Source organism: Natrialba sp. INN-245 (assembly GCF_009807105.1).
In the GTDB taxonomy this organism is placed as follows: Archaea; Halobacteriota; Halobacteria; order Halobacteriales; family Natrialbaceae; genus Natrarchaeobius; species Natrarchaeobius swarupiae.
In genome coordinates this window covers 214,430-240,395 of record NZ_WUBV01000017.1, presented here as the reverse complement: position 1 = coordinate 240,395, position 25,966 = coordinate 214,430, and the positions used below count along the sequence as shown (strand labels likewise).

General features: G+C 63.7%; 30 protein-coding genes. 11 read left to right on the top strand and 19 right to left on the bottom strand.

Annotated features, from left to right (window positions below; translation table 11 throughout):
- The 5 genes from GRS80_RS05990 to GRS80_RS05970 form a co-directional block, all read right to left on the bottom strand.
- A partial coding sequence (locus GRS80_RS05990; RefSeq protein ID WP_235019654.1) for a glutamine synthetase family protein occupies nucleotides 1–1,014 on the bottom strand: 1,014 nt, incomplete at its 3' end.
- A 312-nt stretch (nucleotides 1,015–1,326) separates the two neighbouring features.
- Complete coding sequence (gene queC / locus GRS80_RS05985) at nucleotides 1,327–2,085, bottom strand: 7-cyano-7-deazaguanine synthase QueC (RefSeq protein WP_160046764.1); 759 nt, start codon at nucleotides 2,083–2,085, stop codon at nucleotides 1,327–1,329.
- Nucleotides 2,086–2,096: 11 nt separating this feature from the next.
- Entirely contained in the window at nucleotides 2,097–2,900 is an 804-nt protein-coding gene (locus GRS80_RS05980) for a 7-carboxy-7-deazaguanine synthase QueE (RefSeq protein ID WP_160046763.1), read from the bottom strand.
- A 1-nt stretch (nucleotide 2,901) separates the two neighbouring features.
- Nucleotides 2,902–3,375 (bottom strand): 6-carboxytetrahydropterin synthase, encoded by a 474-nt coding sequence (locus GRS80_RS05975; RefSeq protein WP_160046762.1) that lies wholly within the window; start codon nucleotides 3,373–3,375, stop codon nucleotides 2,902–2,904.
- Nucleotides 3,376–3,537: 162 nt separating this feature from the next.
- A complete protein-coding gene (locus GRS80_RS05970) occupies nucleotides 3,538–3,888 on the bottom strand; it encodes a helix-turn-helix domain-containing protein (RefSeq protein ID WP_149079909.1) in 351 nt (116 codons plus the stop codon).
- A gap of 111 nt (nucleotides 3,889–3,999) precedes the next feature.
- On the opposite strand from GRS80_RS05970, the gene GRS80_RS05965 reads away from it, so the two are divergent.
- The gene (locus GRS80_RS05965; protein ID WP_160046761.1) at nucleotides 4,000–4,695 is read left to right on the top strand and encodes a molybdopterin-binding protein; all 696 of its coding nucleotides are present in this window, start codon (nucleotides 4,000–4,002) and stop codon (nucleotides 4,693–4,695) included.
- 3 nt (nucleotides 4,696–4,698) lie between these two features.
- Here the strand turns inward: GRS80_RS05965 and GRS80_RS20915 are convergent, their stop codons facing one another.
- The gene (locus GRS80_RS20915; protein ID WP_255455249.1) at nucleotides 4,699–4,824 is read right to left on the bottom strand and encodes a hypothetical protein; all 126 of its coding nucleotides are present in this window, start codon (nucleotides 4,822–4,824) and stop codon (nucleotides 4,699–4,701) included.
- A gap of 95 nt (nucleotides 4,825–4,919) precedes the next feature.
- On the opposite strand from GRS80_RS20915, the gene GRS80_RS05960 reads away from it, so the two are divergent.
- The gene (locus GRS80_RS05960) at nucleotides 4,920–6,080 is read left to right on the top strand and encodes an ATP-NAD kinase family protein (protein WP_160046760.1); all 1,161 of its coding nucleotides are present in this window, start codon (nucleotides 4,920–4,922) and stop codon (nucleotides 6,078–6,080) included.
- Between the two features lie 168 nt (nucleotides 6,081–6,248).
- Nucleotides 6,249–7,280 (top strand): phosphate uptake regulator PhoU, encoded by a 1,032-nt coding sequence (locus GRS80_RS05955; protein WP_149079912.1) that lies wholly within the window; start codon nucleotides 6,249–6,251, stop codon nucleotides 7,278–7,280.
- Between the two features lie 20 nt (nucleotides 7,281–7,300).
- Here GRS80_RS05955 and GRS80_RS05950 read toward each other — a convergent pair whose 3' ends face one another.
- Nucleotides 7,301–8,701: an NAD-dependent succinate-semialdehyde dehydrogenase gene (locus tag GRS80_RS05950; RefSeq protein ID WP_343161468.1), complete on the bottom strand. Its 1,401-nt coding sequence runs from the start codon at nucleotides 8,699–8,701 to the stop codon at nucleotides 7,301–7,303.
- A gap of 119 nt (nucleotides 8,702–8,820) precedes the next feature.
- On the opposite strand from GRS80_RS05950, the gene GRS80_RS05945 reads away from it, so the two are divergent.
- The 3 genes from GRS80_RS05945 (at nucleotide 8,821) to GRS80_RS05935 (ending at nucleotide 11,631) form a co-directional block, all read left to right on the top strand.
- Entirely contained in the window at nucleotides 8,821–9,684 is an 864-nt protein-coding gene (locus GRS80_RS05945; protein WP_160046758.1) for a CoA ester lyase, read from the top strand.
- A 183-nt stretch (nucleotides 9,685–9,867) separates the two neighbouring features.
- Complete coding sequence (locus GRS80_RS05940) at nucleotides 9,868–11,124, top strand: Glu/Leu/Phe/Val dehydrogenase (protein ID WP_160046757.1); 1,257 nt, start codon at nucleotides 9,868–9,870, stop codon at nucleotides 11,122–11,124.
- Nucleotides 11,125–11,187: 63 nt separating this feature from the next.
- On the top strand, nucleotides 11,188–11,631 hold the full coding sequence (locus tag GRS80_RS05935) for a DUF2062 domain-containing protein (RefSeq protein WP_160046756.1): 444 nt from the start codon (nucleotides 11,188–11,190) through the stop codon (nucleotides 11,629–11,631).
- A gap of 6 nt (nucleotides 11,632–11,637) precedes the next feature.
- Here GRS80_RS05935 and GRS80_RS05930 read toward each other — a convergent pair whose 3' ends face one another.
- The 3 genes from GRS80_RS05930 to GRS80_RS05920 all read right to left on the bottom strand — a co-directional run bounded on the left by GRS80_RS05930 (nucleotide 11,638) and on the right by GRS80_RS05920 (nucleotide 14,323).
- Entirely contained in the window at nucleotides 11,638–11,859 is a 222-nt protein-coding gene (locus tag GRS80_RS05930) for a hypothetical protein (protein WP_149079917.1), read from the bottom strand.
- Nucleotides 11,860–11,861: 2 nt separating this feature from the next.
- Nucleotides 11,862–13,055, bottom strand: coding sequence for an acyl-CoA dehydrogenase family protein (locus tag GRS80_RS05925; RefSeq protein ID WP_160046755.1), 1,194 nt, complete (start codon nucleotides 13,053–13,055; stop codon nucleotides 11,862–11,864).
- An 80-nt stretch (nucleotides 13,056–13,135) separates the two neighbouring features.
- Nucleotides 13,136–14,323, bottom strand: coding sequence for a hypothetical protein (locus tag GRS80_RS05920; RefSeq protein WP_160046754.1), 1,188 nt, complete (start codon nucleotides 14,321–14,323; stop codon nucleotides 13,136–13,138).
- Between the two features lie 202 nt (nucleotides 14,324–14,525).
- Between GRS80_RS05920 and GRS80_RS05915 the strand changes: the two genes are divergently transcribed.
- The gene (locus tag GRS80_RS05915; protein ID WP_160046753.1) at nucleotides 14,526–15,335 is read left to right on the top strand and encodes an RIO1 family regulatory kinase/ATPase; all 810 of its coding nucleotides are present in this window, start codon (nucleotides 14,526–14,528) and stop codon (nucleotides 15,333–15,335) included.
- Nucleotides 15,336–15,446: 111 nt separating this feature from the next.
- Nucleotides 15,447–17,024, top strand: coding sequence for an aldehyde dehydrogenase family protein (locus GRS80_RS05910; RefSeq protein ID WP_160046752.1), 1,578 nt, complete (start codon nucleotides 15,447–15,449; stop codon nucleotides 17,022–17,024).
- A gap of 363 nt (nucleotides 17,025–17,387) precedes the next feature.
- On the opposite strand, the gene GRS80_RS05905 is transcribed toward GRS80_RS05910, so the two are convergent.
- The 4 genes from GRS80_RS05905 to GRS80_RS05890 all read right to left on the bottom strand — a co-directional run bounded on the left by GRS80_RS05905 (nucleotide 17,388) and on the right by GRS80_RS05890 (nucleotide 19,281).
- Nucleotides 17,388–18,224, bottom strand: a complete 837-nt coding sequence (locus GRS80_RS05905; protein WP_160046751.1) for a carbon-nitrogen family hydrolase — start codon at nucleotides 18,222–18,224, stop codon at nucleotides 17,388–17,390.
- Nucleotides 18,221–18,667, bottom strand: coding sequence for an SRPBCC family protein (locus GRS80_RS05900; protein WP_149079923.1), 447 nt, complete (start codon nucleotides 18,665–18,667; stop codon nucleotides 18,221–18,223). The genes GRS80_RS05905 and GRS80_RS05900 overlap by 4 nt, the downstream gene beginning before the upstream one ends.
- Before the next feature lie 65 nt (nucleotides 18,668–18,732).
- Nucleotides 18,733–18,957 (bottom strand): hypothetical protein, encoded by a 225-nt coding sequence (locus GRS80_RS05895; RefSeq protein ID WP_124197675.1) that lies wholly within the window; start codon nucleotides 18,955–18,957, stop codon nucleotides 18,733–18,735.
- Nucleotides 18,958–19,098: 141 nt separating this feature from the next.
- A complete protein-coding gene (locus tag GRS80_RS05890; RefSeq protein ID WP_149079924.1) occupies nucleotides 19,099–19,281 on the bottom strand; it encodes a hypothetical protein in 183 nt (60 codons plus the stop codon).
- Between the two features lie 182 nt (nucleotides 19,282–19,463).
- On the opposite strand from GRS80_RS05890, the gene GRS80_RS05885 reads away from it, so the two are divergent.
- The 3 genes from GRS80_RS05885 to GRS80_RS05875 are packed head-to-tail and all read left to right on the top strand — an operon-like array spanning nucleotide 19,464 to nucleotide 21,315.
- A complete protein-coding gene (locus tag GRS80_RS05885) occupies nucleotides 19,464–19,928 on the top strand; it encodes a MaoC family dehydratase (RefSeq protein WP_160046750.1) in 465 nt (154 codons plus the stop codon).
- A complete protein-coding gene (locus GRS80_RS05880; protein ID WP_160046749.1) occupies nucleotides 19,925–20,686 on the top strand; it encodes a PH domain-containing protein in 762 nt (253 codons plus the stop codon). The genes GRS80_RS05885 and GRS80_RS05880 overlap by 4 nt, the downstream gene beginning before the upstream one ends.
- Entirely contained in the window at nucleotides 20,683–21,315 is a 633-nt protein-coding gene (locus GRS80_RS05875) for a PH domain-containing protein (protein ID WP_160046748.1), read from the top strand. The genes GRS80_RS05880 and GRS80_RS05875 overlap by 4 nt, the downstream gene beginning before the upstream one ends.
- Nucleotides 21,316–21,344: 29 nt before the next feature.
- Here GRS80_RS05875 and GRS80_RS05870 read toward each other — a convergent pair whose 3' ends face one another.
- The 5 genes from GRS80_RS05870 to trpC all read right to left on the bottom strand — a co-directional run bounded on the left by GRS80_RS05870 (nucleotide 21,345) and on the right by trpC (nucleotide 25,910).
- Nucleotides 21,345–21,695, bottom strand: a complete 351-nt coding sequence (locus GRS80_RS05870; RefSeq protein ID WP_160046747.1) for a hypothetical protein — start codon at nucleotides 21,693–21,695, stop codon at nucleotides 21,345–21,347.
- Nucleotides 21,696–22,021: 326 nt separating this feature from the next.
- Nucleotides 22,022–22,819 carry a 2-amino-3,7-dideoxy-D-threo-hept-6-ulosonate synthase gene (locus GRS80_RS05865; protein ID WP_160046746.1) on the bottom strand — a complete coding sequence of 266 codons (798 nt, stop codon included), beginning with the start codon at nucleotides 22,817–22,819 and terminating at the stop codon, nucleotides 22,022–22,024.
- A 24-nt stretch (nucleotides 22,820–22,843) separates the two neighbouring features.
- Complete coding sequence (gene trpA, locus GRS80_RS05860) at nucleotides 22,844–23,764, bottom strand: tryptophan synthase subunit alpha (protein ID WP_160046745.1); 921 nt, start codon at nucleotides 23,762–23,764, stop codon at nucleotides 22,844–22,846.
- A complete protein-coding gene (gene trpB / locus GRS80_RS05855) occupies nucleotides 23,761–25,107 on the bottom strand; it encodes a tryptophan synthase subunit beta (protein ID WP_160046744.1) in 1,347 nt (448 codons plus the stop codon). The genes trpA and trpB overlap by 4 nt, the downstream gene beginning before the upstream one ends.
- Nucleotides 25,104–25,910 carry an indole-3-glycerol phosphate synthase gene (gene trpC, locus GRS80_RS05850; protein WP_160046743.1) on the bottom strand — a complete coding sequence of 269 codons (807 nt, stop codon included), beginning with the start codon at nucleotides 25,908–25,910 and terminating at the stop codon, nucleotides 25,104–25,106. Before trpC ends, trpB begins: the two co-directional genes overlap by 4 nt.
- Between the last annotated feature and the right edge of the window lie 56 nt (nucleotides 25,911–25,966).

Genomic DNA, 25,966 nt, shown 5'->3' with positions numbered 1-25,966 from the left:
GCGCGAGGCCGCCGGAACGCGTGCGGCGGGCTTGCGGATCAGCGCCGAGCGGTTGCGGTCGGACCACGCGACGTAGACGGGTGCCTCGTAGCCGGGAACCAGACGCTTGTAGCTGTTGACCGTCGGGTTCGTCACGGCGGTGATCGCGGGCGCGTGCTCTAAGATACCCGCGAGGTAGGAGTGGGCGGTGTCGGAGAGGTCGAACTCGTCGTCCTCGTCGTGGAAGGCGTTCTCGCCGTCCTCGGTGAACAGCGACTGGTGGGTGTGCATGCCCGAGCCGTTGATCTTCGGGATCGGTTTGGGCATGAACGTCGCGTGCAGGTCGTGCTGGGCGGCGATCGCGCGGACGACGGTGCGGAAGGTTGCGACGTTGTCGGCCGTCGAGAGTGCGTCGTCGTACTCGAAATTGATCTCGTACTGACCGCGGGCGACCTCGTGGTGGCTGGCTTCGATCTCGAAGCCCATCTCCTCGAGTCCGTAGATGATATCCCGTCGGACGTCGCTTGCGAGGTCCTTGGGGGCGACGTCGAAGTAGCCGCCGTGGTCGGCGGTTTCGGTCGTCGCGTAGCCGTCCTCGTCCTCTTCGAACATGAAGAACTCGGGTTCGGGTGCGAAGTTGACCTCGTAGCCCATCTCCTTGGCGCGCTCGATGGCGTCTTTCAGGACGCGACGCGGGTCGCCCTCGAACGGTTCGCCCGTGGAGGTATCGTAGACGTCACAGATCATCCGACCGGCGGCGCTATCGTCTTTCTGTCTCCAGGGCAGAACCGCGAACGTCTCCGGGTCGGGAACCAGACGCATGTCCGATTCCTGGATGCGGACGAAGCCCTCGATGGAGGAGCCGTCGAAGTAGATTCCCTCGGTGAACGCCTTCTCGGCCTGGCGTGCGGGGACGGCGACGTTCTTGACCGTTCCCAGGATATCGGTAAACTGTAATCGAAGGAAGTCGACGCCCTTTTCTTCGATTTCGTCGAGTACCGCCTGTTCTGCCGAAGTCAGGTTGTCACCTGTCATCTTATACTCGAGTCAACCAATGGATTCTACTATTAAAGCTCTATTGTTGTGGGCGAATATACTCTAAAGAGGATAGAATTTACCATATGTCCAAACACCATCGTCGATCCCCACGTTCGTCACGATACTCGACCGAATGACCGGTGACAGGTTCACGATCAAAAATAGTTCACCGGAATGGGGGTTTACATCCACACAAATATCGAGTATCGTCGCTGATCTCGGCGACGGTTCCCGACGGGATATCCGATTCAACTATCAGGGCCGAGTACGACCGCCAGCGGCGGACTCGCTGTCGGGGTGTCGGCGGTCTTATTGTCGGCCGTCGACGTAGGAAGGACGTTCTGCGTATTCGATCGGATCCCGAACGCCGAGTCGCTGAAACGCTTGCAGTCGGTAGGCACAGGCGTCACAGCTTCCGCAGGCGGGCCGATCCTCGCGGTAGCAACTCCAGGTGTGCTCGAACGGCACCTCGAGCTCGAGTCCCCGTTTTGCGATTTCCGTCTTCGACCGATCCACGAACGGCACCTCGATGGCGATCTCGGTTTCGGGTTTCGTCCCGACGTCGACGACGCGCTGGAAGGCGTCGAAAAACGCCGGTCGGCAGTCCGGATACCCAGAAAAATCTTCGCTGTGTGCGCCGACGAAGACGGCCTCGCAGTCGGTGGCCTCGGCGTAGGAAACTGCCATCGAGAGCAGGTTCGCGTTCCGGAAGGGGACGTACGACGACGGAATCTCCTCACGGCCGACGTCGGCGTCCTCGACGGTCATCTCGTCGTCGGTGAGACTCGAGGCACCGATCTCGGCCAGGTGACCCGTCTCGACTCGCAGGAAGTCGGCCACTTCGAGTTCCCTGGCGATCGTCCGAGCGCACTCGAGTTCGCGGTGTTCGGTGCGCTGGCCGTAGGAGGTGTGCAAGGCGAAGACGTCGTAGCCTCGGTCGCGTGCTTCGTAGGCGACGGTGGTACTGTCCATCCCGCCCGAAAGGAGGACGACCGCGCCAGGGCGGTCGTCTCCCGTGGATTGGTCGGTGGGGACGAAGTCGGAATCGGTACTCGTGTCGGTCGTCATCGATTTTCGGGTCACGTTTCGGGGGCGTCGTTCCAGAGGTCGACGTGCAGTCGGGGGGAGTATCGAAACCCGTGGCTCAACGCGAGTTCCGCGACGCGTGTCCGCGTCTCCGCGAGTTGTTCTCGGGTCGCCCCCTCGGGCATCAGAAGGACGTCTTCGTCTCGGACCGTCGCGTCGGTCGTCTCTCGAAGCGCGGAGAGCAGTTCGAGAATCTCCGCGAGGTCGTCGTCGCCGGTAACGACGAACTTGAGCTGACAGTCGGTCGATTCGACGAGGTTCGAGAGCGACTCGAGGTCGATTCGTTTCTCTTCGTGGCGGCTCTCCCACTCGTCTGCACCGTCGGCCGTCGGCGACCGATCAGGCGTTGGCGTACTGGTGGCGAGCTTTGGGCTGATCGATGCGAGATCGATCGGCGCGTCCCGATAGATCGTTCCGTTCGTCTCGACAGTGGTATGGTACCCCTTGTCGGCGAATTTCTCGAGGAGGTCGACACTCCGATCGTGGATCAGGGGTTCGCCGCCGGTCAACACGACGTGGTCGATCCCGTACGATTCGACCTCGGCGAGGATTTCCTCGAGACCGAGCCAGGCGTGAGTCGGCTCCCAGGAGGTGTGAGAGGAGTCACAGAACCAACACCGGAGATTGCAACCGCTCGTCCGGACGAACGCCGAGGGGACGCCGGCGAGCGTTCCCTCTCCTTGCAGCGAGCAAAAGAGCTCGTTGATCGGCAGTCTCTCGTCGTCGACGTTCCCCCCGAGCGTCCTTCTGTCAGCGATACCGGTGCCGTCGACGTCGGTGCTGTCGGAGACGGGCATCTCAGCGAGCGGTCTCCCCGCAAAGCTCGCGCGTCTCGTCAACCCGTACGGAGACGCCGTGAACGTTCTCCGGCAGAGTGCGCTCGAGTTTCCTCTCCAGGACGACGCTCATCACCTCCGCAGTCGGCGGATGATCGAGAACGACAACCGCGTCGCGGTCGCCGCTTTCGTGGAAGGCGTCGATCAACGGATCGCCCCGCTCCAAGAGGAACGTGTGGTCCCATTCCTTGATGACGTCCGTGACGTCGCCTTTGTCGACGATCCACCCCTCAGCCGTGAGTTCCCCCTCGAGTGTCACGGCGATTTCGTAGTTGTGTCCGTGCGGGCGGGCGCAGTTCCCGTCGTGGTGGAGGAGTCGATGTCCCGTGCTGATTCGAATCGGCCGGTCGTGACCGACGTGGATCGTTCGCGGGGTTCCGGCGACTGACTCGTCGACCGCTGCCGCCGAGCCATCTCTAAGTATTCCCTTAGTCATACCCGAGTATTCTCGTACGATTACTTAAAGCTACTCGACGACGTAATCGATTCACGACACCGGCGCGCAGGCCTATCTCCGAGGGGCTGCCCAACTGGGAATGAATTAACTGGAGGCTCTACTAGTGCTTTGGCAAGCCTGCAGTCGACGCTTGTCGAAGTACTAGTCTCCGAGCTGATCTTGCAGTTGGTTTTTCGCCTCGGTCCGTCGCTTCCGGGAGAACTCCGGTTGGTCGCCCGAGAAGTCGACCTCGAGTTCGTCGACCGTCCGTCGATAAATGTTCGTTCGACGACCCTCCTCGGAGAGCTTGCGTCCCTCGCAGGTTAGCAGGCCTGCGTCGACGAGTTCCTCGATGCGACGGTAACAGGTCGCGATCGGGATCTCGATATCTTCACTCAACGCCTGGGCCGACTTGGGGGTCCCTGCAGCACAGAGAATCTCGGCACTGTACTTGTTACCGAGCGCCGAGAGGACACCAGCCGGATCCGAGTCGGTTCGTTTCGAACGAGGCATCGTTGTAGTATTTTAAATTATCAAGATTGAATCTTGTGGTTCGTGTGACCGTCACGACAGGGTACGAAAGATGGCGAGATGCCTTTGGCGAACCGGGCCGAACGGGTCGATATGAACACCGCAGTCGTTACGGTCGGAGACGAACTGCTCGCGGGACGAACGACGGATACGAACGCCACGTGGCTCTGCGAGCAACTCGCCACACGCGGTGTGACGGTCGAACGGGTCACTACCGTTCCCGACCGGGTCGGAGACATCGCCCGCGTCGTCAACGAGTACCGAGCCGAGTACGACGCGGTGATCGTCACCGGCGGGCTCGGTCCGACACACGACGACGTGACGATGGACGGAGTCGCTGCTGCGCTCGGAACCGACCTGACGGAACACGAAGACGCCGATGCCTGGCTCGAAAAACAGGGTTACTCGCACGCGGACCTGACCGAGGGGACGACGGAGTTACCGGCCGGCGCACGCCCACTCCACAACGAGGTCGGCGTCGCGCCGGGTGCGGCTCTCGAGGGAGTGTACGTACTTCCCGGCGTGCCGGACGAAATGCGGGCGATGTTCGAGACGATCGAGTCCGAGTTCGTCGGGACGCCGACCCACCGGGCGGTCGTCGTCGCGGACGAACCCGAGAGCGCCTTGCTGGATCGCCTCGAACGACTGCGCGAGGAGTTCGACGTCTCCGTTGGGAGCTATCCGGGGGAGTCCGTCCGGGTCGAGATCGAAAACGTGGACGAAACGACCGTCCGCGAAGCAGCCTCGTGGCTTCGTAACCGCGTCGAAACGACCGACGACGACCGGTAGCAGCTATCGGTACAGGTAGACGAGCCAGACGACGGTGACGAGCACCGCCAGGAGCAACGTTCCCCAGCCGACCAGATCCATGGGCAATACTGGCTCCGCGTTGAGAATACCGTGGGTGAGTTCGGTCATATGCGTGGATCACTGCCCATCCCTCTTAGTCTTTCAGAAACGACGCCGTGGTGGAGATCCACACGGCTTTAGGAGTGTCTCACCTATGCTCGAGTATGGAATCGATCGGCGTCGTAGTTAATCCGATCGCGGGAATGGGTGGACGGGTCGGTCTGAAGGGAACCGACGACACTCTCGAGGAGGCCAAACACCGCGGCGCGGAGGCGCGCGCACCGGATCGGGCCCGCGAGGCGCTCGAGTCGCTCTTCAGTCGCCTGCCGACGCTCAGCGTCTACACTGCCGCCGGCGTGATGGGTGAGTACGCTGCGGTGGACGCGGGATACGAGCCCGAGGTGGTGTACGATCCGTCGGCCGACGGGAGTGGTGCCGACGTCGAAGGCGACCCGTCTAGCGGGGATCGACGCGAGGCCGACGGGCCACCGAGCGAGATCGATCCGGCGGAGGCTGGTACGACCGCGGCGGATACCCACCAGGCCGTTCGAGCGTTCCTCGAGTGTGGGGTCGACCTGATCCTCTTCGTCGGCGGCGACGGAACTGCCACCGATGTCGCCACGACGCTCGAGGAAGAGGGGGCGGACGTTCCGATCCTCGGGGTTCCTGCTGGCGTCAAGATCTACTCGTCAGTGTTCGCCGTGACTCCCGGGAACGTCGGCAGGACTGTCGCCGAGTTCGATCGCGTCGAACCCAGGGAGGTCAACGACATCGACGAGGCCGCCTATCGGGAAGGTGAGGTTAAATCCCGTCTCGAAGCCGTCGCAGACGTCCCGGTCGCGCCGACCGTTCAGTCGAGCAAACAGCTCGCCAGTGGCAGCGTCGACACCCTGGCCGAGGGGGTTGCCCGCGATATCGATCCCGATCGGACGTACGTCTTCGGCCCGGGCGGGACGGTCGGCGCGATCGAGGCAGAACTCGAAATCGACGCGTCACCTCTCGGCGTCGACGTCTGGCGGGACGGAGAACTGCTCGTCCGCGACGGTGCCGAAGCCGACGTTCTCGAGGTGCTCGAGGATCCAGTGACGATCGTGGTCTCGCCGATCGGCGGCCAGGGGTTCGTCTTCGGCCGCGGGAACCACCAGATTTCACCGGCGGTGATCGATCGAGCCGACGACATCGAAATCGTCGCGACCGGCGCGAAACTCGACGGTCTCGAGATGTTGCGAACCGATACGGACGACGAATCGATCGACGAAGATCTCCGGGGCTGGACGCAGGTTCGGACGGGGCGGTTTACGACTCGGTTGATCCGACTCGTCTAATCTCGATCACAGAGCGATCGGAGCGACCGCGTGTGATATTCATCTAGGTCGATAGATTTTGTATAAGGGATAGGTCGAAACTCGGTTGTAAGATAACCATATAACGATTATCCCGTTCAGTAATGCCAATATAGTCAATATTAAGGTACGGCCTTCCATAGGGGGTGTATGGAAACGCGGAAAGTGCAGCGACTCGGGCCATCGACGCTCGCGATGACCCTCCCTGCGGAGTGGGCGTCGGAACACGACGTCGAGAAAGGCGACGAAGTGTCGCTTCGAACCAGTGGGAAAGGAACACTGACGGTGATGCCGGAGTCGGCGAGTTCCGAGGAAACGGAGGCGATTATCCACGCGGACGACCTCGATGCGAGTGCCGTCGAACGGGCGATCGTCGCCCAGTACGTCCTCGGCCGGCGCGTCATCCGCATCGAGCGTGAGGACGGCGCCCTCGAGTCGGAACACATCAACGCGGTCTATCAGGCCGAAACCCAGCTGATGGGTCTCGGCGTCATCGAGGAGACCCCAGAGAGCATCTCGATCCGGTGTTCGGTCGACCCCGAAGACTTCACGCTCGACAACCTCTTAGAGCGTCTCGAGCGAACCGGACAGACCATGCGAGGGGAGGGGATCAAGGCGCTGGCTCACGGAAATCCGGATCTCGCCCAGCGCGCGCTCAACCGGGAGCGACAGGCGAACAAAATCTTCGTCTTGCTGTTGCGACTGATCTTTACCGCCTACCAGAATCCGAACCTCGCTCGAGCGGTCGGCCTCGATACCGGGTTCCCGCTGATCGGCTACCGCTCTATCGCGAAGAATCTCGAACTGACAGCCGACAACGGTGAGGACATCGCCGACATCGTCCTCGAGACCGACGGCCACACGCTCGACGTCGATAGCTCGGTGATGCGTGAGATTCGTGAACTCAACGAACTCGTCGACGAGATCACGTCGGTGGCAGTCGAATCGGCCGTCGAACGCGACTACGACAAATCAAACGAGGTGAGGATGTTGTTCCACGAGATCGCCGACCGGGAACAGGAGATCCTCTCGGGACTCCCGGAGATGCCAAACGAGGAGTTGCTCCGGGTACGTGAGGTACTCGTCAGCCTCCAACAGACTGCCCAGTACGCGATGCGAAACGCGGAAATCGCCGCGAACCTCGCTCTGAACGAGGAGTCCGATCACACCACGATCAACTGATCGACCCTCCCACCGGCGCGTCACTCCACCATCTCGGTCCCCGCCCCGCCCGCGCGTTGGACCCAGATCGTCTTCGTGTTGACGAACTCCGTGATGCCGTCCTCGGCGAGTTCTCGCCCGTAACCCGAGTCTTTGATACCGCCGAAGGGCAACCGGGGATCGGATTTGACGAGTTCGTTGACGAACGCGAGTCCCGATTCGAACCGTCGAGCGACGCGTTCGCCGCGTTCGAGATCCTCCGTCCAGACGCTCGCCCCGAGGCCGAACCGGGTGTCGTTTGCCTTCTCGATCGCGGCCGCTTCGTCGGGAACGCGAAACACCGTCGCTACTGGGCCGAACAGTTCCTCCCGATCCGCGGGTGCGTCCTCGGGAACGTCCGTGAGCACCGTCGGCGGATAGAACGCCCCCTCTCGATCGATGGGCTCGCCGCCGAGACGGCACTCGCCGCCCGCCTCGAGCGTCTTCTCGACTTGTTCGTGGAGTTCGTCCATCAAATCCGGACGCGCCTGCGGACCGACGTCCGTCCTCTCGTCGGTCGGATCACCGACGACCTGTTCGTCCATCGCCTCGACGAACCGATCGACGAACTCGTCGTAGACGTCGTCGACGACCACGAACCGCTTTGCGGCGATACACGACTGGCCCGAGTTGAGGAGTCGGGCCTGAACGGCGGCCTGGACGGTTTCGTCCATCGGCGCGTCCTCGAGGACGACGAACGGGTCGCTGCCGCCGAGTTCGAGGACGCTCTTTTTGAGTTCGCGTCCTGCCGTCTCGCCGACCGCTCGGCCGGCCCCGTCGCTGCCGGTGAGCGTGACGCCAGCGATCCGGTCGTCGGTGACCACCGCGTCGATTGCGTCCGAACCGATGAGCAAGGTGGTGAACGCGCCCTCCGGAAAGCCGGCCTCTCGAAAGACGTCCTCGATTGCGCGCGCACAGCCCGGGACGTTCGACGCGTGTTTCAGGAGGCCGACGTTTCCGGCCGCGAGGGTGGGTGCGGCGAAGCGAAAGACCTGCCAGAACGGGAAGTTCCACGGCATGATCGCGAGGACCGGCCCGAGGGGTTCGTGGACGATGACCGTTCGAGCCTCGGGTGCACTGGCCACGACCTCGTCCTGGAGGTGGGACGCGGCGTGTTCGGCGTAGTACTCACAGAGCCAGGCACACTTCTCGACCTCCGCGCGTGACTGGACAATCGGCTTGCCCATCTCCTCGGTCATGAGCGTCGCGTACTCCTCGACGTTCCTACGGAGCACGTCGGCCGCCTCGGACAGTAGTCCCTGCCGGCGTTCGATCGGCGTCTCGCGCCACTCCGCGTACGTTTCGGTTGCTCGCTCGAGTCGATCCTCTCGTTGGGACTCCGACGTCTCGTCGTAGCTGTCGACTACCTCGCCGGTAGCCGGATTGACACTCTCGATACTCACGAGCACGTCGACCACGTCGAGTGGCTTAGAAGGAAGGGCTCCCGATCGGTGTCGCCGACCACCGTCGTCCATCGGTGAGCAACCCGTACTTTCACGTCCGTACTGCCCGGAGTGTGGATATGGTCCGCAGGAGCCTGCTGTTCACGCCTGGCGATCGGCCGGAGATGCTTCGAAAGGCACCTCAGTCGGGTGCCGACACGCTCGTCTTCGACCTCGAGGACGCGGTGTCGCCCGACCGGAAGGCGGAGGCTCGTGAGGCGGTTCGGAGCGTTCTCGGCGATCCGGCATTCGACCCGTCCGCGGAGGTTTGCGTCCGGGTGAACCCGTCGCCGGACGAGTACGAAACGGACCTCGAAGCGATTCTCGGTACTGATGCGGACGATATTCGGTTAGACGGGGTCCTCCTTCCGAAAGCAGATTCACAGACGGACGTCCGAGACCTGGCGAACGCCCTCGGTACGTACGGCGTCTCGGTCCCCGTATTCGCGTTGATCGAGAGCGCCCGGGGAGTCCTCGCCGCACCGAACATCGCGGCCGCGACAGCCACCGAGGCGCTGGTCTTCGGTGCCGAGGATCTCGCGGCCGACCTCGGTGCAGAGCGAACTCGTGGGGGCGAAGAAGTGCTGTACGCACGACAACGCGTCGTCGTGGCTGCGGCCGCATACGGGTGTAACGCGATCGATACCCCGGTCACGGCGTTCGAAGACGAAACCCGCATCGTCGAGGAGACGGCGTTCGCGATCAAACTTGGGTACGACGGAAAACTGGCGATCCATCCCGCACAGGTCGATCCGATCAACGAGGCGTTTACGCCCAGCGAGGAGGAACGTGAGTGGGCGAACGCCGTCCTCGAGGCCAAACGGGAGGCCGACGCGGACGATCGAGGCGTTTTCGAGGTCGACGGCGAGATGATCGACGCGCCGTTGATCGAACGAGCTCGACGGATTCGGGAGCGAAGTGAGTCGGTACAGGGAGTCGAATAGTTGACGGGAGAAGCGAACGAACTGTTCTCTCCCATCCGACGCTCTTGACGAACCGTCAGGTTAGAAGGCACGTGGGCATTGATTCGTCACTATATAATTGCATAAGTATACATTATATTGACTAAGATCCATCACGACCGACATTCGGCATACTTATTTTTGTTTCGCCGGAATCGGTCCACAATGGCTGAAGACGCTAACCCGTTCGAAAGCCTGCAGTCACAGATCGACGAGGCTGCAGCCTATCTCGACATCGGCGACGACGTCATCGAACGACTCAAATATCCCGAGCGAGTGCTCGAGACGAACCTCACGATCGAACTCGACGATGGGTCACTCGAGCGGTTCAAGGCGTTCCGGTCGCAGTTTAACGGCGACCGTGGTCCGTACAAGGGCGGCATCCGATATCACCCACAGGTGTCACAGGACGAAGTCATGGCACTCTCCGGGTGGATGGCGTACAAGACCGCGATCGTCGACATTCCCCTCGGCGGTGGAAAGGGTGGGATCATCGTCGATCCAGCCGACTACTCCGAGAGCGAACTCGAGCGTCTGACTCGCGCGTTTGCCGTCGAACTCACGCCGCTGATCGGCGAAGACAAGGATATCCCCGCACCCGACGTGAACACGGGTCAGCGGGAGATGAACTGGATCAAAGATACGTACGAGACACTCGAGGGCACGACCGAACCCGGCGTCATCACGGGGAAGAACCTCGCCAGCGGCGGCAGTGAGGGCCGCGTCGAGGCGACCGGTCGATCGACCGTCCTCGCCGCACGCGAGGCGTTCGAGTACCTCGATATGGATCTCGAGGGGGCGACCGTCGCCGTCCAGGGGTACGGAAACGCCGGCTGGATCGCCGCCAGACTGATCGACGAGATGGGTGCGACGGTCGTCGCCGTAAGCGACTCGAGCGGCGGTATCTACAACGCCGACGGGCTCGATCCAGTCGCCGCGAAAGACCACAAAAACGAGACCGGCAGTGTCGTCGGCTATCCAAACGCCGACGAGGAACTCACGAACGAGGACCTCCTGACGCTCGACGTCGACCTGTTGATTCCCGCGGCACTCGAGAACGCGATCGACGGGGAGCTCGCGGAAGACGTCCAGGCCGACGTCATCTCCGAGGCCGCAAACGGGCCGCTCACGCCCGAGGCCGACGCCGTCCTGGAGGATAAGGACGTTTTCGTGATCCCGGACATCCTCGCGAACGCTGGCGGCGTCACCGTCAGTTACTTCGAGTGGGTCCAGAACAGCCAGCGATTCTACTGGACCGAGGAGAAAGTCAACGCCGAACTCGAGGCTGTCATCGTCGAGGCGTTCGACGGACTCGTCGAAACCATCGAGGAGTACGACCTCGACAATCCACGAACTGCGGCGTACGTCGTCGCCGTTCAGCGCGTCGCCGACGCCTTCGAGGAAGCCGGCAGCTTCCCGTGACGAGTTCGGCGACAGTTCGTCTCGACACCTTTTTGCGTTCTGCATCTGTGGGATCGCCAGGGGATGTTGTGGGAACGATTCGCCCGATACCGCGACCGAGTTCGGCGTGAGCTCACCGACGCATTTCGAGAAGAGCATACGCCACATCAGGTCGCCTCCAGCTTTGCGATCGGGATCTTCGTCACGGCGCTTCCCACGGGCGGTCTCGGCGTCGGGTTGTTTTTCGTCTTCGTCTCGATCTGGTCGTGGATCAGTAAGCCCGCCATCTTCGCGTCGGTCGCAGTGCTCAACCCGTTCGTCAAACCGGCGGTGTACGTCGCGAGTCTGCAGACGGGGGCGACAGTACTCGGCACGGACCCGATCCCGCTAGAGGAGACGGCGGCCGAATCGGCGTGGGCCGTCGCCCGCCAGCTCGTGATCGGCAATCTGGTGATCGCGGTCGGTCTCTCGGTCGTCGGTTACACGATCGTCTTGCATCTCACCCGAGCACACAGAAGCCGAAGGTAACGTCTTTCAGAAAACACCGACGCTGTACGCCACAACGAAGAGTCCACCGAGGACGGCGACGACGCCGACACCCCGAGTTACCGAAACGCGGTCGTCGTCCTCGAGTGACTCCTCGCCTGCGTATGGAGTCATTCCCTGCCGGTGTTGGGCCTCGACGATGGCCGGCGCGTACCGTACTCCCGCGAGGCCGAGTCCGATCAGGACCACACCGACGACGAGCCACAGCATCGTTAGAGGCCGAGTTCGCGCCCGATCACGAGATGCTGGATCTCGCTCGTTCCCTCGCCGATCTCCATGAGTTTCGCATCGCGGTAGAACCGCTGTGGTGCGAAGTCGGTCGTGTAGCCGTAGCCGCCGAGTACCTGAACGGCGTCTTCGGCCACCTCGCGTGCGGCCTCGCTGGCGTCGAGTTTCGCGAGCGCCGACTCCCTGGTTACCGGATCGCCGGCGTCCGCCGTCCGCGCCGCACGATAGGTGAGCAATCGTGCGCGTTCGGTCTTCCGGTGCATGTCGACGATCGTGTCCCTGATCGCGTCGAACTCGGAGATCGGCTGTCCGAACTGCTCGCGTTCCTGACTGTAGGCGCTCGCGTGCTCGTAGGCACCCTGGGCCAGCCCCGTCGAGAGCGCAGCGATCGAGATCCGGCCCCCGTCGAGGGTGTGTTTCGTCTGGTCCCAGCCGTCGCCGACTTCGCCGAGGAGCCGATCCGGCGGCAGGCGAACGTCGTCGAATCGGATTTCACAGGTCGGCGAGGCGTTCAGTCCCAGTTTGTCCCAGACCGTCGTCACCTCGAAGCCGTCGTCTTCGTCGGGATCGACGATGAACGTCGAGATACCGTCGTACCCCGCTTCGGGATCGGTGACGGCCTTGACGAGAATCGACCCCGCGACGTTGGCGTTCGTGATGAACTGCTTGGTCCCGTTTAGCACCCACTCGTCGCCGTCCGCGGCGGCCGAGACCGCCGACGCGTCGTCCGAACTGTGCTCGGAGGGGTCGCGTTCGGCCGTCGTGTTCATACTCGAGGCGTCGGAGCCGCTCTCCGGTTCGGTCAGCGCCCAGGCACCGAGGTGCTCGCCCTCGGCGAGCGGACGGAGCCATCGGCGCTTCTGTTCGTCCGTCCCGAAGTACTCGAGGGGTTTCGAGGCGAGTGAGATGTGGGCGACGTACGAGAGGCCGATCGCGCCGGAGACGCGGCCGAGTTCCTCGGCGACCAGTGCGTACATGAGCGTATCGCCGCCGAGCCCGCCGTACTCCTCGGCGATCGGCACGCCCATCACGTCGAGGTCGGCGAGCTGGTCGAAGATCTCCGCCGGAAACCGATGCTCGTCTTCGATCTCCTGGGCGATCGGCTCGATCTCCGTCTCGCAGAAGTCCCTGACGGTCTCCCGGATCATCCGGTGTTCGTCAGGCAGCTCGAACTCCATACGCAATACTTTCCGGCGTGTGAAATAAACGCACCGACGAAGAGAACGGGTCTCCAGCTGACTCGGTGGAGAGGAGGTCGTTACCAGCCGCGGTCGTCCCGATCGTCCTCACCGTCGTCGGGTTCGTCCCAGTCGCTCGAGTCGTCGTCCCACGGGGTGGAGTCGTCCCAGTCGCTCGAGTCCTCTCGCGTGTCAGTATCCGCGTCCCAGTCGTCGTTCCGATCGTCGGTATCCGCGTCCCAGTCGTCGTCATCCGTTCCGTCGCGGAGTTCACGGCCGGCCGGAGAGCCGGGCTCGTCCCGGCCACCGTCGCTGCGGATCTCGGCTCGCTGGTCGGGGATGAGATCGAGTTCGTCGTTCGTATCGCCGAGTAACAACAGCGCGTAGTACTGGAAGTACGTCCGAACCGGCATGGAGATGAACGCGCTGATCACGAAAAACAGGAGCACGCCGATGATTCCGGCGATGATCGCGAGCCAGACACCGATATCCCCGAGGGCGAGCAACGCGACGACGAGGATAACGAACGGAATCGCGACGATGATCGTGACGAAGAGCATCAGAAATCCGACTGCGATGCCGATCACGAGCTGGAGAATCCAGACGAGAAGCAGGTAGACGACGTACTCACTCGGCTTCGCGGTGAGCGTCCCCCAGAACCGTTTCCAGCCGGAGAGGACGCCGCGAGACTCGAGGAGCATGATCGGAGCGACGAACTCGGAGGTAAACCGCATCACGATGGCGAAGACGAGATACGAGAGTGCGCCGACTCCGAGCAACAACAGGATGGTCCCCACGTCGAACGCTGCCTCGACGTCCCACCCTGCACTGTAGAGGAGCAAACCGGCTGGGACGAGAACGATCGCCCACACGAGCAGACCAAGTCCCACTCGGAAGACGAAGAGACGAACCGCGCGACCGATGTTGTCGAGGGCGTAGCTGATGATCGAGACCTCTTTCGAACGAAGTCCCTCGATGAAGACGAACTCGGCGATCGCGCCGAGGGCTTCGAAGAGTAACCAGATGACGAGTACAACCGCGGCGACGATGGCGAACCCGATCAGTATCTCCTCGGTCACCGTATCCTGGACCATCGAAATCATCTCGTCGTCGGTAGCGATGGTTGGATCCCCGGTCGAAAATCCACCGCCGGTTCCGCCGAGGAAGAAGACGACGATCGCGAGCTTGAGCCACAGCCACGCTCGAATCGGTAACAGGAGGTTCCGCGTCGCATCGATCGCGTCGCTTAAGTTGTCGACAGCGTCCATACCGATCGATATGGTCGCACGGATGAAAATAATTCTGATCTGATGCTCGTCTGGAGAGTCAAAGAGGGGGGCCGCCTTCGACGTGCAATACTGGGCGAGCGAACTGCGGCAGGCTGCTCCACGATCGGGCGGACTCCACCTGACAGGTCGAGGTGACGATACTTCGGGATGCATTTAACCCCGTGTCGCGTTCTCCCAACGTATGGATATCCGTCAGCTCGCTCGAGGAACTGTCGAGTGGGACCGAATCGAGCGGGTGGTCCGGTCGCTGGCGGACCGACACGACCGCGAGGTCGTCCGGGTCGAGTTTCTCGAGGCAGACAACTGGCTGTCGACCCCGTGTGTCATCGACGATGAGTGGTTCGTCAAGATCGTCTCCCGGCAGAACGCACTCGTCCACACTCTCCTGACGGCTGGACGGAACGTCGGGGCGGTCTCGGCCGGCACCGGGGGTTTTTTCGATCGGTTCGACACGCCACGTGAGATGGTCGAACACGAGTACGAGGCGACCCAGCGGATGCGTGAAATCGGCATCAACGCACCCCAGCCGATCGAAGCGTTCGAAGTCAACGGGCTCGGCGTGCTCGTCCTCGAGTATCTCCCCGAGTTCGAGTCACTCGATACCGTCTCCGACGAGGTCGTCGATCGGCAGGCATCCGAACTGTTCGAGATGCTCGCGACGCTTCACGACCACGGTCTCGCACACGGCGACCTGCGAGCCGAGAACATCCTGCTCTGTGAGCGCGAACTGTACTTCATCGACGCGACCAGCGTCCACGAAGACCGCGTCGACGAGACGACCGCCTACGACCTCGCCTGCGCGCTCGCCGTCCTCGAGCCGCGGATCGGTCCCCGCCGAGCCGTCAGGGCGGCGACGTCGGCGTACGGTCCCGACGAGTTGCTCTCGGCCCGCCGATTCCTCGATTTCGTCCGCCTTCGCCCGGATCACGAGTTCGACTCGACGCGTCTGCGCAGCGAACTCGAGAAGGCGGCCGACCTGGAACAGCGGTGATCGAGACGGTGGGACGGCCGTCTCGCGTTGCGTACCGCCGGGCCACCGCTGTGGTTCGGCACGTGTGAATGACCAGCAGGGCTTTTCACCAGGTTCGTCGTAGCCTCGAGTATGAGCCAGCAGGCCACGGAACAGGTGTACGGTCACTACGTCGACGGCGAGTGGATCGAGGGCTCCGGTGGCGACAGCTTCGAGAGCGAGAACCCGGCGACCGGCGAGACGCTGGCGACGTTCCAACGCGGGACGGACGACGACGTCGACGCCGCCCTCGAGGCTGCCCACGAAGCGTTCGACGAGTGGCGCTCGCTCTCCTATATCGACCGGGCGGAGTATCTCTGGGACATCTACCACGAGTTACGCGAACGCCACGAGGAACTGGGCGAGATCGTCACGAAAGAGTGTGGGAAAGAGATCAGCGAAGGAAAAGCCGACGTCACCGAAGCCTGGCACATGGTCGAGTGGGCCGCCGGCAACGCCCGCCACCCCCACGGCGACGTGGTTCCATCGGAAGTTCCAGAGAAAGACGCCTACATGCGCCGAAAGCCTCGAGGCGTCGTCGGCTGTATCACGCCCTGGAACTTCCCCGTCGCGATCCCGTTCTGGCACATGGCGATCGCACTCGTCGAGGGGAACGTGGTGGTCTGGAAACCCGCCGAGCAGACGCCGTGGTGTGGCCAGATCATCGCCGAGATGATGGACGACGCCGGCGTTCCCGAGGGCGTGTTCAACATGGTACAGGGATTCGGCGACGCCGGTGGGGCGATCGTCGAGGACGAACGCGTCGACACCGTCCTCTTTACCGGCTCCGCCGAGGTCGGCCACGAGATCGGTGGAAAGGTCGGCGGCGAACCCGGCAAGCTCGCGGCCTGCGAGATGGGTGGGAAAAACGGGATCGTCATCACCGAACACGCGGACATGGAGATTGCCGTCCACTCGGCGATCATGTCGAGTTTCAAGACGACCGGCCAGCGCTGTGTCTCCTCAGAGCGACTGATCGTCCACGAGGACGTCTACGACGAGTTCAAAGAGCGGTTCGTCGATATTGCCGAAGATATCGCTGTCGGCGACCCCCTCGAGGAGGAGACGTTCATGGGGCCGGTGATCGAAGCCGACCACGTCGAGAAGATCCGAAAACACAACGAGTTGGCCCGACAGGAGGGTGCGGAGGTGCTCGTCGATCGGTTCGAACTCGCGGACGACGAGATTCCGGACGACGGGGCGAGCGCTGGTGGGGACGGTGACTACGGCGCTAGCGACGCGAACGGCCACTGGGTCGGCCCGTTCGTCTACGAGATCGAGTACGATCCCGATCTCAGGTGTCTCAAAGAGGAGTGTTTCGGTCCCCACGTCGCCCTGATCGAGTACTCCGGCGACATCGAGCGCGCGGTCGAGATCCACAACGATACGCCGTACGGACTCGCCGGGGCGATCATCTCCGAGGAGTACCGCCAGATCAACTACTTCCGCGACCGGGCGGATCTGGGGCTCGCGTACGCGAACTTGCCGTGTATCGGCGCGGAAGTCCAGCTCCCGTTCGGCGGCGTCAAGAAGTCCGGCAACGGCTATCCGAGCGCTCGCGAAGCGATCGAGGCCGTCACCGAGCGAACCGCCTGGACGATGAACAACTCGAGAGAGATCGAGATGGCACAGGGGCTCTCGGCCGACATCGTCACTCGAGACGACTCGTAGTCGGTAAGCGGCTACGCTCGTACGCACTCGAACCGAACGAATCGACCCGACAACTCTGTTCGTGTGGCCATCTCCGCATCAGTTCGGATCGGTGTGCTGACTCTCACAGTCCGAGAACGAACGGGATGAACGAGGCGAGGAGACGGGAGTGGGGTGGCTCGTTCCCGGGAAACGAGCCGCGACGGGCCGGAGCGACGCGTAATGCCGGCATCGACGTGAAAAGCGCCTTCTACCGGCACTCGACCTGACGAGGCCCCCAAACAAAAAGTCAGCGGTCGGTTGCCGCTGATGACGAACGGGAACCAGGACGTAATCGAGGCGCCATCCCGTCCGAACTCGTCCATCTCCCGCCGGTCGCAGCCGTCACGACAGACGCCGGTCGCGTAGCGCGGGGAACTCCGACCGAACGCTCTCGACCGTCTCGAGATCGATCTCCGCGGTGACGAGGGTCGGTTCGTCGCCGCTCGAGGCGCGGACGACTCCCCACGGATCGTAGACCGTCGATCGACCCAGTAGCGTGGCGTCGTCGAACGCTCCGGAGCCGTTGATCGTCGCGACGTAACATTGGTTTTCGATCGCACGCGCTCTCGAGAGCGTCTCCCAGTGTTCGATTCGCGGGTAGGGCCACGCGCTCGGGACGAGGACGAGTTCGGCTCCGTCGTCGACCAGCCGGCGGTAGAGCGCCGGAAACCGGAGATCGTAGCAGGTCGAGACGCCGACCGTCACGCCCTCGATCGTCGCGGTCTCGATGCGCTCGCCGGGGACGAGCAGATCCGACTCCGCGGACTCGTAGCCGAACAGGTGGTGTTTGCGGTAGACGAGTTGCCGATCGCCGGCCGCGTCGAACAGTACAGCCGTGTTCGCGAGTCCCTCGTCGGCCGGCGTCTCGACGCCGTCGGTCGCGGCGAGGTCCTCGACGATGCTCCCTCCGAGGACCGCGACGTCGTGTTCCGCTGCCGCTGCCGAGAGACGAGTCATGGTCTCGCCGTCGAGGGGTTCGGCGCATCGTTCGTAGCGATCGAACGCGAAGTAGCCGACGGTGAATACCTCGGGCAGGGCGACCAGGTCGACCCCGCGATCGGCGGCATCCTCGATCACCTGACAGGCTCGATCGACGTTTCGGTCGACCTCTCCGGCGTCGATTCGAATCTGGGCGAGCCCGACCGAAAGCGTCCCGTCTGAACCGGATCGGTCGGTCAACGCTCGTCACCTCGCGTCGTCCGAAGCGCTCGCTCGAGTTCGCGACGCAGGTTCTCGAGTTCGCCGTCGAGGTTTCGCTTGAAAAAGCGTTCGACGCCGGGTAGTTTGCCGTCGACGACGAACCGATTCTCGAGGCGACTTCCGGTGTCCGTTTCGACGATTTCGTGTTCGCCGGTGACGTTCATCCCCTTCGACCGGCCGACGAATTTCACGTACTCCGGCGGTCTGCGCGTGACGTCTCTGGTCTCGACGGCGATCGTCCGGCGAACGAGCGGGATCGGTAACTCGACGTGCCAGGTGACCTCCCGCCCGTCGGCATCGGTAGTCGTGTACCGGTCGACGACGCTGATCGACCGGGCGCGGTTTTCCGGATCGGCGATAAACTCCCAGACGCGCTCGGGTGACGCCGAGAGTTCGAACGACCGGTCGACCCGTACAGTCATGGCTCTATCTGGGGGACTGGAGAGTAAAAAGAACGTGGACTGAGGCGGGGGCTCCGGAGTAGTGGCTAGCTAATCGTCACTTTCCAGGTCGTCGAACGGGCGCGGCCCCACTTTTCGATGTCGACCTCGTCGGACTTTTCGGCGAGGTGGGGGAGTCGTACGCCTACCTGTTTCGACGAGAGTCCGATCGCCTGTGCGATGTTCTTCGCTCGAAAGTACCGTTCACCGCGGGCGGCGTTCTCGCGGAGATACGAGAGAATTCGCTGCTCTTCGTCGGAGTAGTCGGTCATCGTCCGTGGGGGATAGTAGGGGACAATCGCTCTTAACTGTTTTTCAGATTTCACCCCGATGTCGGCGGGCAGGTCACCCTTGAGATCCACCCCGCGCTGAAGCGCGAGGATTCCCGAACGTTGGGATAAGAATGGGGTGAATCAGTAGTACAGGTGAATGCCGACGACTGCGAGGGCGCTAAAGACCATTGCAGCACCGAATCCCCACGCCGCTTCGATCTCCGGGGCACTGACGAGCATCACGAGTGCGCCGATCGTTGCGAGCGCACCGAGTGCGAGCGCTACTCCGAGGCCCTTGTCCGTCGACTCCGTCTGGGTAGCCATACGCGAGAGTATGCCAGCGAGGTCTCTTAATAGCACTCATTCAGGACGGTGACGGCGAGGTAGGACCAACGAGGCGAGCGACGAGCGCAGGCCGTGTGCGCCCTCGGCGACCCACCCTCGGCGACCGTCCTCGTGTAGTCGATACAATACGTTTTTGACGCCGGTCGTCCACCCTTAATCGTATGAGCGGGCGCTACTACGAGGAGTTCGACATCGGCGAGACGATCGAGCATCGCCGTCGACGGACCGTCACCGAGAGCGACAACCAGCGCTTTTGCGATCTGACGATGAACCAACAGCCGTTGCACGTAGATCGGGAGTTCGCCGCCGGCACCGAATTCGGCCAACGCCTGGTCAACGGGTTGTACACGATGTCCCTCGCCGTCGGCATCTCCATCCCGGAGACGACCGACGGAACGATCGTCGCGAACCTCTCGTACGACGACGTCGAACATCCGAACCCGGTCTTTCACGACGATACGATCCGGGCCCGTTCGACCGTCACGGAAAAACGCGAAACCTCGGACGGCGAACGCGGCGTCGTCACCATGCACGTCGAGGCGTTCAATCAGGACGACGATCTCGTCTGTTCGTTCGACCGAACCGTCCTCTCGCTGAAACGCGAGCACGCGGAGGAGGGCCGATGACCGACTCGAGTCCGAATCCGGCCGGCAACGCCGACGGGCCGAACACTGCGTCGATCGACGACCTCGAGTGGCTTTCACTCGAGGCGGGCGAGGAGATCGTCTGGACGGATGGCCCCGACAAACGAACGCTTCTCCCGTCGTTTCTCGTCGGCATCCCGCTTGCGATCGTACTCGTCGGGATCCTCATCATCGTCAGCGAGTACCTCCGGGTGACGAACACCGCCTACGTCGTGACGAACCGTGCGCTCTACCGGAAGACCGGCGTGCTCTCGCGGGACGTCAAGCGGATCGAACACGAGAAAGTCCAGGACATCTCCTACTCCCAGTCGGCACTCGGAACGCAGTTCGGGTACGGGACCGTGGAGGTGAGCACGGCGGGTGGATCCGGCGTCGAGATGTCGTTCAAGTCGGTTCCCGAACCGAGAAGCGTCCAGCAGTTGATCAGCGAACTCATCGAACGCGAACACCGAGAGGAGGCAGGCGACCGGACGAAAACGGACGTCCTCATGGAGATCCGCGACGAGCTTCGAGCGATCAGGACGACGCTCGAGGAATCCGACGCGGCGGGATCGAACGCCGGCGTCGAGGGAGTCGAGTCCGCGAAAGCGGTCGATCGAGATTCGTTCGAGTGGTCGAACGGCGACGACTCGGCCAGCGGTGACGACTCGGCGAACCACGGCGATTCGACCAGTCGCGATGGGGCGACGAGTCGCGACGACTCGACCGGCCGCGACGAACCCCAATCTTCGCCACGATGAGCCCGGACGACCGACTCGAGTCGGCGACAGACGCCAACGACGAGACGCTCGAGTGGCTCTCGCTCGCAGGCGACGGCACGGACACCGGCGAGACGATCCGGTGGCGTGGCGGGCCCAGGATTCAGGCGGCATATCCGTGGGTCGGCCTCGCGGCCGCAGGGGTGTTCGCGGCCCTCGCCGCGGTGGTCCTCGAACTCCTGCCGGTGGTTGCACTCGCGGGCGTCCCCCTCCCCGTACTCGTCGCGCTCTGGGCGCTCGCCAGCGTCACCCGTACCGAGTACGTCGTGACGGACCGGCGGATCGCGATCAGACGCGGCGTCCTCGGCGTCGACGTCGACACCGTCGGCCTCGAACGCGTCCAGAACACGGCCGTGAGCCAGCACGCGATCGCCCGCGTCGTCGGCTACGGCACCGTCACAATCGAGGCCGCAAGTGGCGCGACGTTTGCGTTCCGGAACGTCGAGGAGTTCGACACCGTTCACGACCGACTTGAGGATCAGCGCCACGGCGGTCGGACGGCGGACCTGCCGGGTTCGATCGAGGAGTGGGAGGCGATCCTCGCCGAGGTTCGTGGGTGGCGACGGGCGCTCGAGGGTTCCCGATCGGACGTGGACGGGTCCCTCGAGTAGCCCCGACTCGAGGAGTTCGTTTTCGGCCGTCAGATCACGAGCGAGATCATGTAGAGGTTGATGCAGACGGCCCCCAGCCACGGAATCGCGAGGCCAGCGGGGATAATCGGCCGGTACTCCTCGGGAAGCAGCGGGCGACAGAGGAGTCCAACGCCGACGGCGAACCCTTTGAGCGCGAGCATGCCGAGGAGACCGTACCCCTCGATCGCACGGAGTGCGATCGGGTTCGACTCGGCCAATCCGAGGTGGAGACCGACGAACGTCGTCACGACGTCGCCGACCAGGGAGACGACGACGAGCGCCCAACAGAGGTGCTCGAGGCGGGCGGGCGTTACGGAGACGGGAACGCGAAGGCGCGTGTACGCGCCGTCGGAACTCATAGGCTCCCCGCCGGAATCGAACCGGGCGCGTGCGGTGGGCGGTTCTCGGCTGGATGCGAGCCACGGAAACCGGTGCTCCGCTGGTCACGGACACACCAACGGCGAATCGTGTCGACGAGGGCCGAGTCGGTAGGGCCACCGGGAGCGTGCGGACGCTGCACGCGCCGGTTCCAGCGAATGAGATATTGTTATGTCAGCAGTATCACGACGCTAGCGCTGGTAGGTAGTGGTTCACCGTTCGGTTGGCTGTCGTTACCACGGTCGAGTCGGTTTCTCGCACCGATCGTCCCATCGCCGCCGGCGTACAATCGGTCTACCAGTCCCGATCAGGCCTCGAGCGCCAGTCCCGCCTTCTCGAGGGCCTCCTCCGCTGCGAGGTCGTCGTGAACGACGCCTGAGACGGCGGCCGCGATGGCTTCGGGGTTCTCGTGCTGGAAGATCGACCGTCCCATCGAGATGCCCGCGCCGCCGGCGTCTACCGCGCCGCGGACCATCTCGATCGTCTCTCGGTCGGTACCTTTCGAGCCGCCAGCGATGACGACCGGGAGTCGGGTAGATTCGACGACGTGCTGGAAGCTGTCGGCGTCGCCGCTGTAGCCGGTCTTGACGAGGTCCGCGCCGAGTTCCTCGGCGAGTCGGACCGCGTGACCGAGTGCCTCGGGATCCTCGGGGTCGACACCGGGGCCGCGCGCGTAGGCCATCGCGAGGACGGGGATGCCGAATCGGTCGGCGTCCGCGGTGACCTCCGAGAGCTGGGTGATCTGGTCCGGTTCGTGATCCGAGCCGACGTTGATGTGAAAGGAGACGGCGTCCGCGCCGGCGCGGATCGCTTCCTCGACGGTGCCAGTTAGCCGCTTGTCGTTTTCGTCCGGGCCGATCGTCGTCGAACCGTTGAGGTGGACGATGTAGCCTTTCCCGTTTTTGTTGTCGTGGACGCGCGGAGCGATCCCCTTTTGGGTGAGGACGGCGTCTGCGCCGCCGCTGGTTACGCCGTCGATCGTCGATTCGATCGCTTTCAGCCCCTGGACGGCCCCCATCGTGATACCGTGGTCCATCGGGACGATGACGTACGATCCATCTGTGCCGATTCGCTCGAGTCGTGCCTGAGTACCTGTCGCGGTCATTGCGGGTGTGTAGCAAGCTTGCGGTTATGGCTGTTCTGGTTCCGGTGTGTCTTTCGGGGAGGTGGTTTCGTCCGCACCACGGATCGCGCCCGCTTTGAGTTCGCGGGCTTTCGCTTTCAGGGCGTCTGCGGCCGGCGCGTCGCCGTCGGAGCCGTGTTCGGCGACGATGTCGACGAGTGCGCTGCCGACGATGACGCCGTCGGCGCCCGCATCGACGATCTCTGCGGCGTGGTCGCCCTCGCTGACGCCGAAGCCGACTGCTTTCGGAACACCGTCGTACTCCGCGAGGCGCGCGAGGCTGTCGTGGGTCGCGTTCGAGACGTCCCCACGAGCCCCCGTGGTTCCGAGTCGGGCCTGGACGTACGCGAAGCCCGACACCTGGGACATGATCCGCTCGAGGCGCTCGCCTTCGGTCGTCGGTGCGACGATGAAGACGAGATCGAGACCGTACTGGTCACAGGCGTCGCAAAGCGGATCGGCTTCCTCGGCCGGGAGGTCGGGGACGATGATCCCCGACAGTCCCGCGTCCGCGGCGCGTTCGACGAACGGTTCGACGCCCGGCGTGGTCCGCGAGAAAGCGGTATCTGTTTCCGACGCGTGTGGCGTCTCGTTCGTCCCGTACTGGAGGATCATGTTGTAGTAGGTCATCACCAGGAGGGGCGCGTCAGTCTCGAGTTCGTCGACGAGTTCGAAAAAGCCCTGGGTGGTGGTGCCAGCCTCGAGCGCGCGGTCGATCGAGGCCTGAATCGTCGGCCCCTCCGCGATCGGCTCCGAGAACGGGAGGCCGAGTTCGATCAGATCCGCGCCGCCGCGGTCGAGTGCCTCGACGTACGCCGCCGTCGCCTCGAGGGAGGGATCGCCCGCACAGACGTAGGTGATGAGCGCGGGATGGTTGTCGCGGATGGCCGTCTCGATCTCGCTTTCGACTGCGGCGTCGTCGCTCATCGATCGAACACCTCCACGTCCGGCGCGGCCGCGAGATCGCGTTTTTCGGTCTCCTCGAGCACCGTTTCGAGGTCCTTGTCGCCGCGCCCGGAGAGGTTGACGACGACCACATCGCCCAGAGTCGCCGATCCGTCGGCGTCGGGGCCCGCCACCTGTTCGAGATAGCCGAGCGCGTGACTCGACTCGAGTGCGGGGATGATCCCCTCGAGCCTAGAGAGTCGGTGGAACGCCTCGAGTGCCGCCTCGTCGCCGACGCTTTCCGGCGTCACGCGGCCGATCTCGACGAGGTGGGAGAGTTCGGGGCCGACGCCGGCGTAGTCCAGTCCCGCGCTGACGCTGTGTGATTCGACGATCTGGCCGTCCCCGCGCTGGAGGAGTTTGGTCATCGCGCCGTGAAGCACGCCGTCGGTTCCGGTCGAGAGCGTCGCGGAGTTGGGCGCGAGCCCCCTCTCCTCGTCGATCTCGAGGCTCGAGCCGCCGGCCTCGACGGCGACGAGGTCGACGTGCTCTCGCGGGTCGCGTTGCTCCCCGCTCGAGTCACCCGTGGACCGTGAGTCCGCGCTGTCCGGCACGAAGGCGTGGAACGCGCCCATCGTGTTCGACCCGCCGCCGGCACAGGCGACGACGCTGTCGGGGAGTCGCCCAGCCTGCTCGCGGATCTGCTCGCGGGCCTCCTGTCCGATAACGGCCTGGAAGTCCCGGACCATCTTCGGGAACGGGTGGGGGCCGACGACGCTCCCGATGACGTAATGAGTCGTCTCGACGGTGGTTGCCCAGTCGCGCATCGTCTCGTTGATCGCCTCCTTCAGGGTTCCGCTGCCGGCCGTGACGGGGTTGACCTCCGCGCCGTTCATCCGCATCCGGTAGACGTTCGGCCGCTGGCGGTTGACGTCGGTCCGCCCCATGTAGATCTCACAGGGCATATCCAGGTGAGCCGCCGCCATCGCCGTCGCCGTCCCGTGCTGGCCGGCACCGGTCTCGGCGACGATCCGCTCTTTGCCCATGTACTTCGCGAGCAGTACCTGGCCGAGCGCGTTGTTCAGTTTGTGTGCGCCGCCGTGGACGAGGTCCTCGCGTTTGAGGTAGATCTCTCGGTCGTAGCGCTCGCTCAGCCGATCCGCGCGCTGGAGCGGCGTCGGCCGGCCGCCGAACTCCCGCATTCGCTCGCGGAACTCGTCCATAAAGCCGTCCTCGTTTGCGAGGACGTACCGTTCGTAGGCGTCCTCGAGTTCGAGGATCGCTGGCATCAACGCCTCGGGGACGTATCGTCCGCCGTACTCGCCGAACGTGGCCGTGCTATCGCGTCTGTCCTCGCCGTCGTGGTCTCGATCGCTCGTGCTCATGTCTGGTGTTCTGAATCGGTCGCGTCCTCGGCTCGAGTCAGCCGCCGCGTGTTCGCGCGGACGTCCGTTTCGCCCGCGCCGTGGTCCATGATCGCGCTCCCGACGAGCAGGGCGTCCGCGCCGGCCGCGCGCATCCGGTGGACGTCCGCCGGCGTCGACACCCCGCTCTCGGCGATCAGCGTGACGTCCTCGGGTGCCTGCGGTGCGACCGTCTCGAACGTCTCGAGGTCGACGTCGAGACGCGCCAGGTCGCGGTTATTTATGCCGACGATCTCCGCACCCGCCGCGAGTGCCGCCTCGAGTTCGTCGCCGTCGTGAACTTCGACGAGCGGCTGGAACCCGCGATCGCGTGCGGCCGTGACGAGCCCCTCGAGATCGTCGACGAACCGCGCGATCAACAGGAAGAGGTCGGCCGCGACGACGTCCATCCCCGACTCCGCGAGGACGAAATCCTTCCGGAGGACGGGGACGTCGACGGCGTCGCGGATCCGGGTCAGCGCCTCGGGTGAACCGCCGAACTGCGTCGGTTCGGTGAGGACCGAGATCGCCGCCGCCCCGCCGTCGACCATCGCTTCGGCCAGTTCGACCGGATCGTCGGTCCGCGTCCCGTCAGCGGTCGGGCTCGTCGGTTTCACCTCCGCGATCACCGGAACCCGACCCTCGGCTTCTGCCTGTGCGATTGCGTCCGGGAACGAGCGTGCGTCGACGGAGACGTTGTCGCAGTCACGGGTATCCTCGGCCCGCTCCCGTGAGGCCTCGAGAATCGACTCCACCGCGGGGGCGAGTGCCGTTTCGGAGTTCATTATTGTACATTGACGTACTAATATGTACAAAAAACTTGCGCCATCGATCCGGACCG

What these genes read in the sequence shown, in the direction of transcription:
- GRS80_RS05970 (WP_149079909.1), bottom strand. Translation starts at nt 3,888, where the DNA reads ATGCCTCGTTCGAAACGAACCGACTCGGATCCGGCTGGTGTCCTCTCG.
- GRS80_RS05920 (WP_160046754.1), bottom strand. Translation starts at nt 14,323, where the DNA reads ATGGACGCTGTCGACAACTTAAGCGACGCGATCGATGCGACGCGGAAC.
- trpA (WP_160046745.1), bottom strand. Translation starts at nt 23,764, where the DNA reads ATGAGCGACGACGCCGCAGTCGAAAGCGAGATCGAGACGGCCATCCGC.
- queC (WP_160046764.1), bottom strand. Translation starts at nt 2,085, where the DNA reads ATGACGACCGACACGAGTACCGATTCCGACTTCGTCCCCACCGACCAA.
- GRS80_RS05900 (WP_149079923.1), bottom strand. Translation starts at nt 18,667, where the DNA reads ATGACTGTACGGGTCGACCGGTCGTTCGAACTCTCGGCGTCACCCGAG.
- GRS80_RS05940 (WP_160046757.1), top strand. Translation starts at nt 9,868, where the DNA reads ATGGCTGAAGACGCTAACCCGTTCGAAAGCCTGCAGTCACAGATCGAC.
- GRS80_RS05880 (WP_160046749.1), top strand. Translation starts at nt 19,925, where the DNA reads ATGACCGACTCGAGTCCGAATCCGGCCGGCAACGCCGACGGGCCGAAC.
- GRS80_RS05955 (WP_149079912.1), top strand. Translation starts at nt 6,249, where the DNA reads ATGGAAACGCGGAAAGTGCAGCGACTCGGGCCATCGACGCTCGCGATG.
- GRS80_RS05925 (WP_160046755.1), bottom strand. Translation starts at nt 13,055, where the DNA reads ATGGAGTTCGAGCTGCCTGACGAACACCGGATGATCCGGGAGACCGTC.
- GRS80_RS05945 (WP_160046758.1), top strand. Translation starts at nt 8,821, where the DNA reads ATGGTCCGCAGGAGCCTGCTGTTCACGCCTGGCGATCGGCCGGAGATG.
- GRS80_RS05980 (WP_160046763.1), bottom strand. Translation starts at nt 2,900, where the DNA reads ATGCCCGTCTCCGACAGCACCGACGTCGACGGCACCGGTATCGCTGAC.
- GRS80_RS20915 (WP_255455249.1), bottom strand. Translation starts at nt 4,824, where the DNA reads ATGACCGAACTCACCCACGGTATTCTCAACGCGGAGCCAGTATTGCCC.
- trpB (WP_160046744.1), bottom strand. Translation starts at nt 25,107, where the DNA reads ATGAGCACGAGCGATCGAGACCACGACGGCGAGGACAGACGCGATAGC.
- GRS80_RS05975 (WP_160046762.1), bottom strand. Translation starts at nt 3,375, where the DNA reads ATGACTAAGGGAATACTTAGAGATGGCTCGGCGGCAGCGGTCGACGAG.
- GRS80_RS05910 (WP_160046752.1), top strand. Translation starts at nt 15,447, where the DNA reads ATGAGCCAGCAGGCCACGGAACAGGTGTACGGTCACTACGTCGACGGC.
- GRS80_RS05965 (WP_160046761.1), top strand. Translation starts at nt 4,000, where the DNA reads ATGAACACCGCAGTCGTTACGGTCGGAGACGAACTGCTCGCGGGACGA.
- GRS80_RS05960 (WP_160046760.1), top strand. Translation starts at nt 4,920, where the DNA reads ATGGAATCGATCGGCGTCGTAGTTAATCCGATCGCGGGAATGGGTGGA.
- GRS80_RS05935 (WP_160046756.1), top strand. Translation starts at nt 11,188, where the DNA reads ATGTTGTGGGAACGATTCGCCCGATACCGCGACCGAGTTCGGCGTGAG.
- GRS80_RS05890 (WP_149079924.1), bottom strand. Translation starts at nt 19,281, where the DNA reads ATGGCTACCCAGACGGAGTCGACGGACAAGGGCCTCGGAGTAGCGCTC.
- GRS80_RS05870 (WP_160046747.1), bottom strand. Translation starts at nt 21,695, where the DNA reads ATGAGTTCCGACGGCGCGTACACGCGCCTTCGCGTTCCCGTCTCCGTA.
- GRS80_RS05865 (WP_160046746.1), bottom strand. Translation starts at nt 22,819, where the DNA reads ATGACCGCGACAGGTACTCAGGCACGACTCGAGCGAATCGGCACAGAT.
- GRS80_RS05885 (WP_160046750.1), top strand. Translation starts at nt 19,464, where the DNA reads ATGAGCGGGCGCTACTACGAGGAGTTCGACATCGGCGAGACGATCGAG.
- trpC (WP_160046743.1), bottom strand. Translation starts at nt 25,910, where the DNA reads ATGAACTCCGAAACGGCACTCGCCCCCGCGGTGGAGTCGATTCTCGAG.
- GRS80_RS05895 (WP_124197675.1), bottom strand. Translation starts at nt 18,957, where the DNA reads ATGACCGACTACTCCGACGAAGAGCAGCGAATTCTCTCGTATCTCCGC.
- GRS80_RS05930 (WP_149079917.1), bottom strand. Translation starts at nt 11,859, where the DNA reads ATGCTGTGGCTCGTCGTCGGTGTGGTCCTGATCGGACTCGGCCTCGCG.
- GRS80_RS05875 (WP_160046748.1), top strand. Translation starts at nt 20,683, where the DNA reads ATGAGCCCGGACGACCGACTCGAGTCGGCGACAGACGCCAACGACGAG.
- GRS80_RS05915 (WP_160046753.1), top strand. Translation starts at nt 14,526, where the DNA reads ATGGATATCCGTCAGCTCGCTCGAGGAACTGTCGAGTGGGACCGAATC.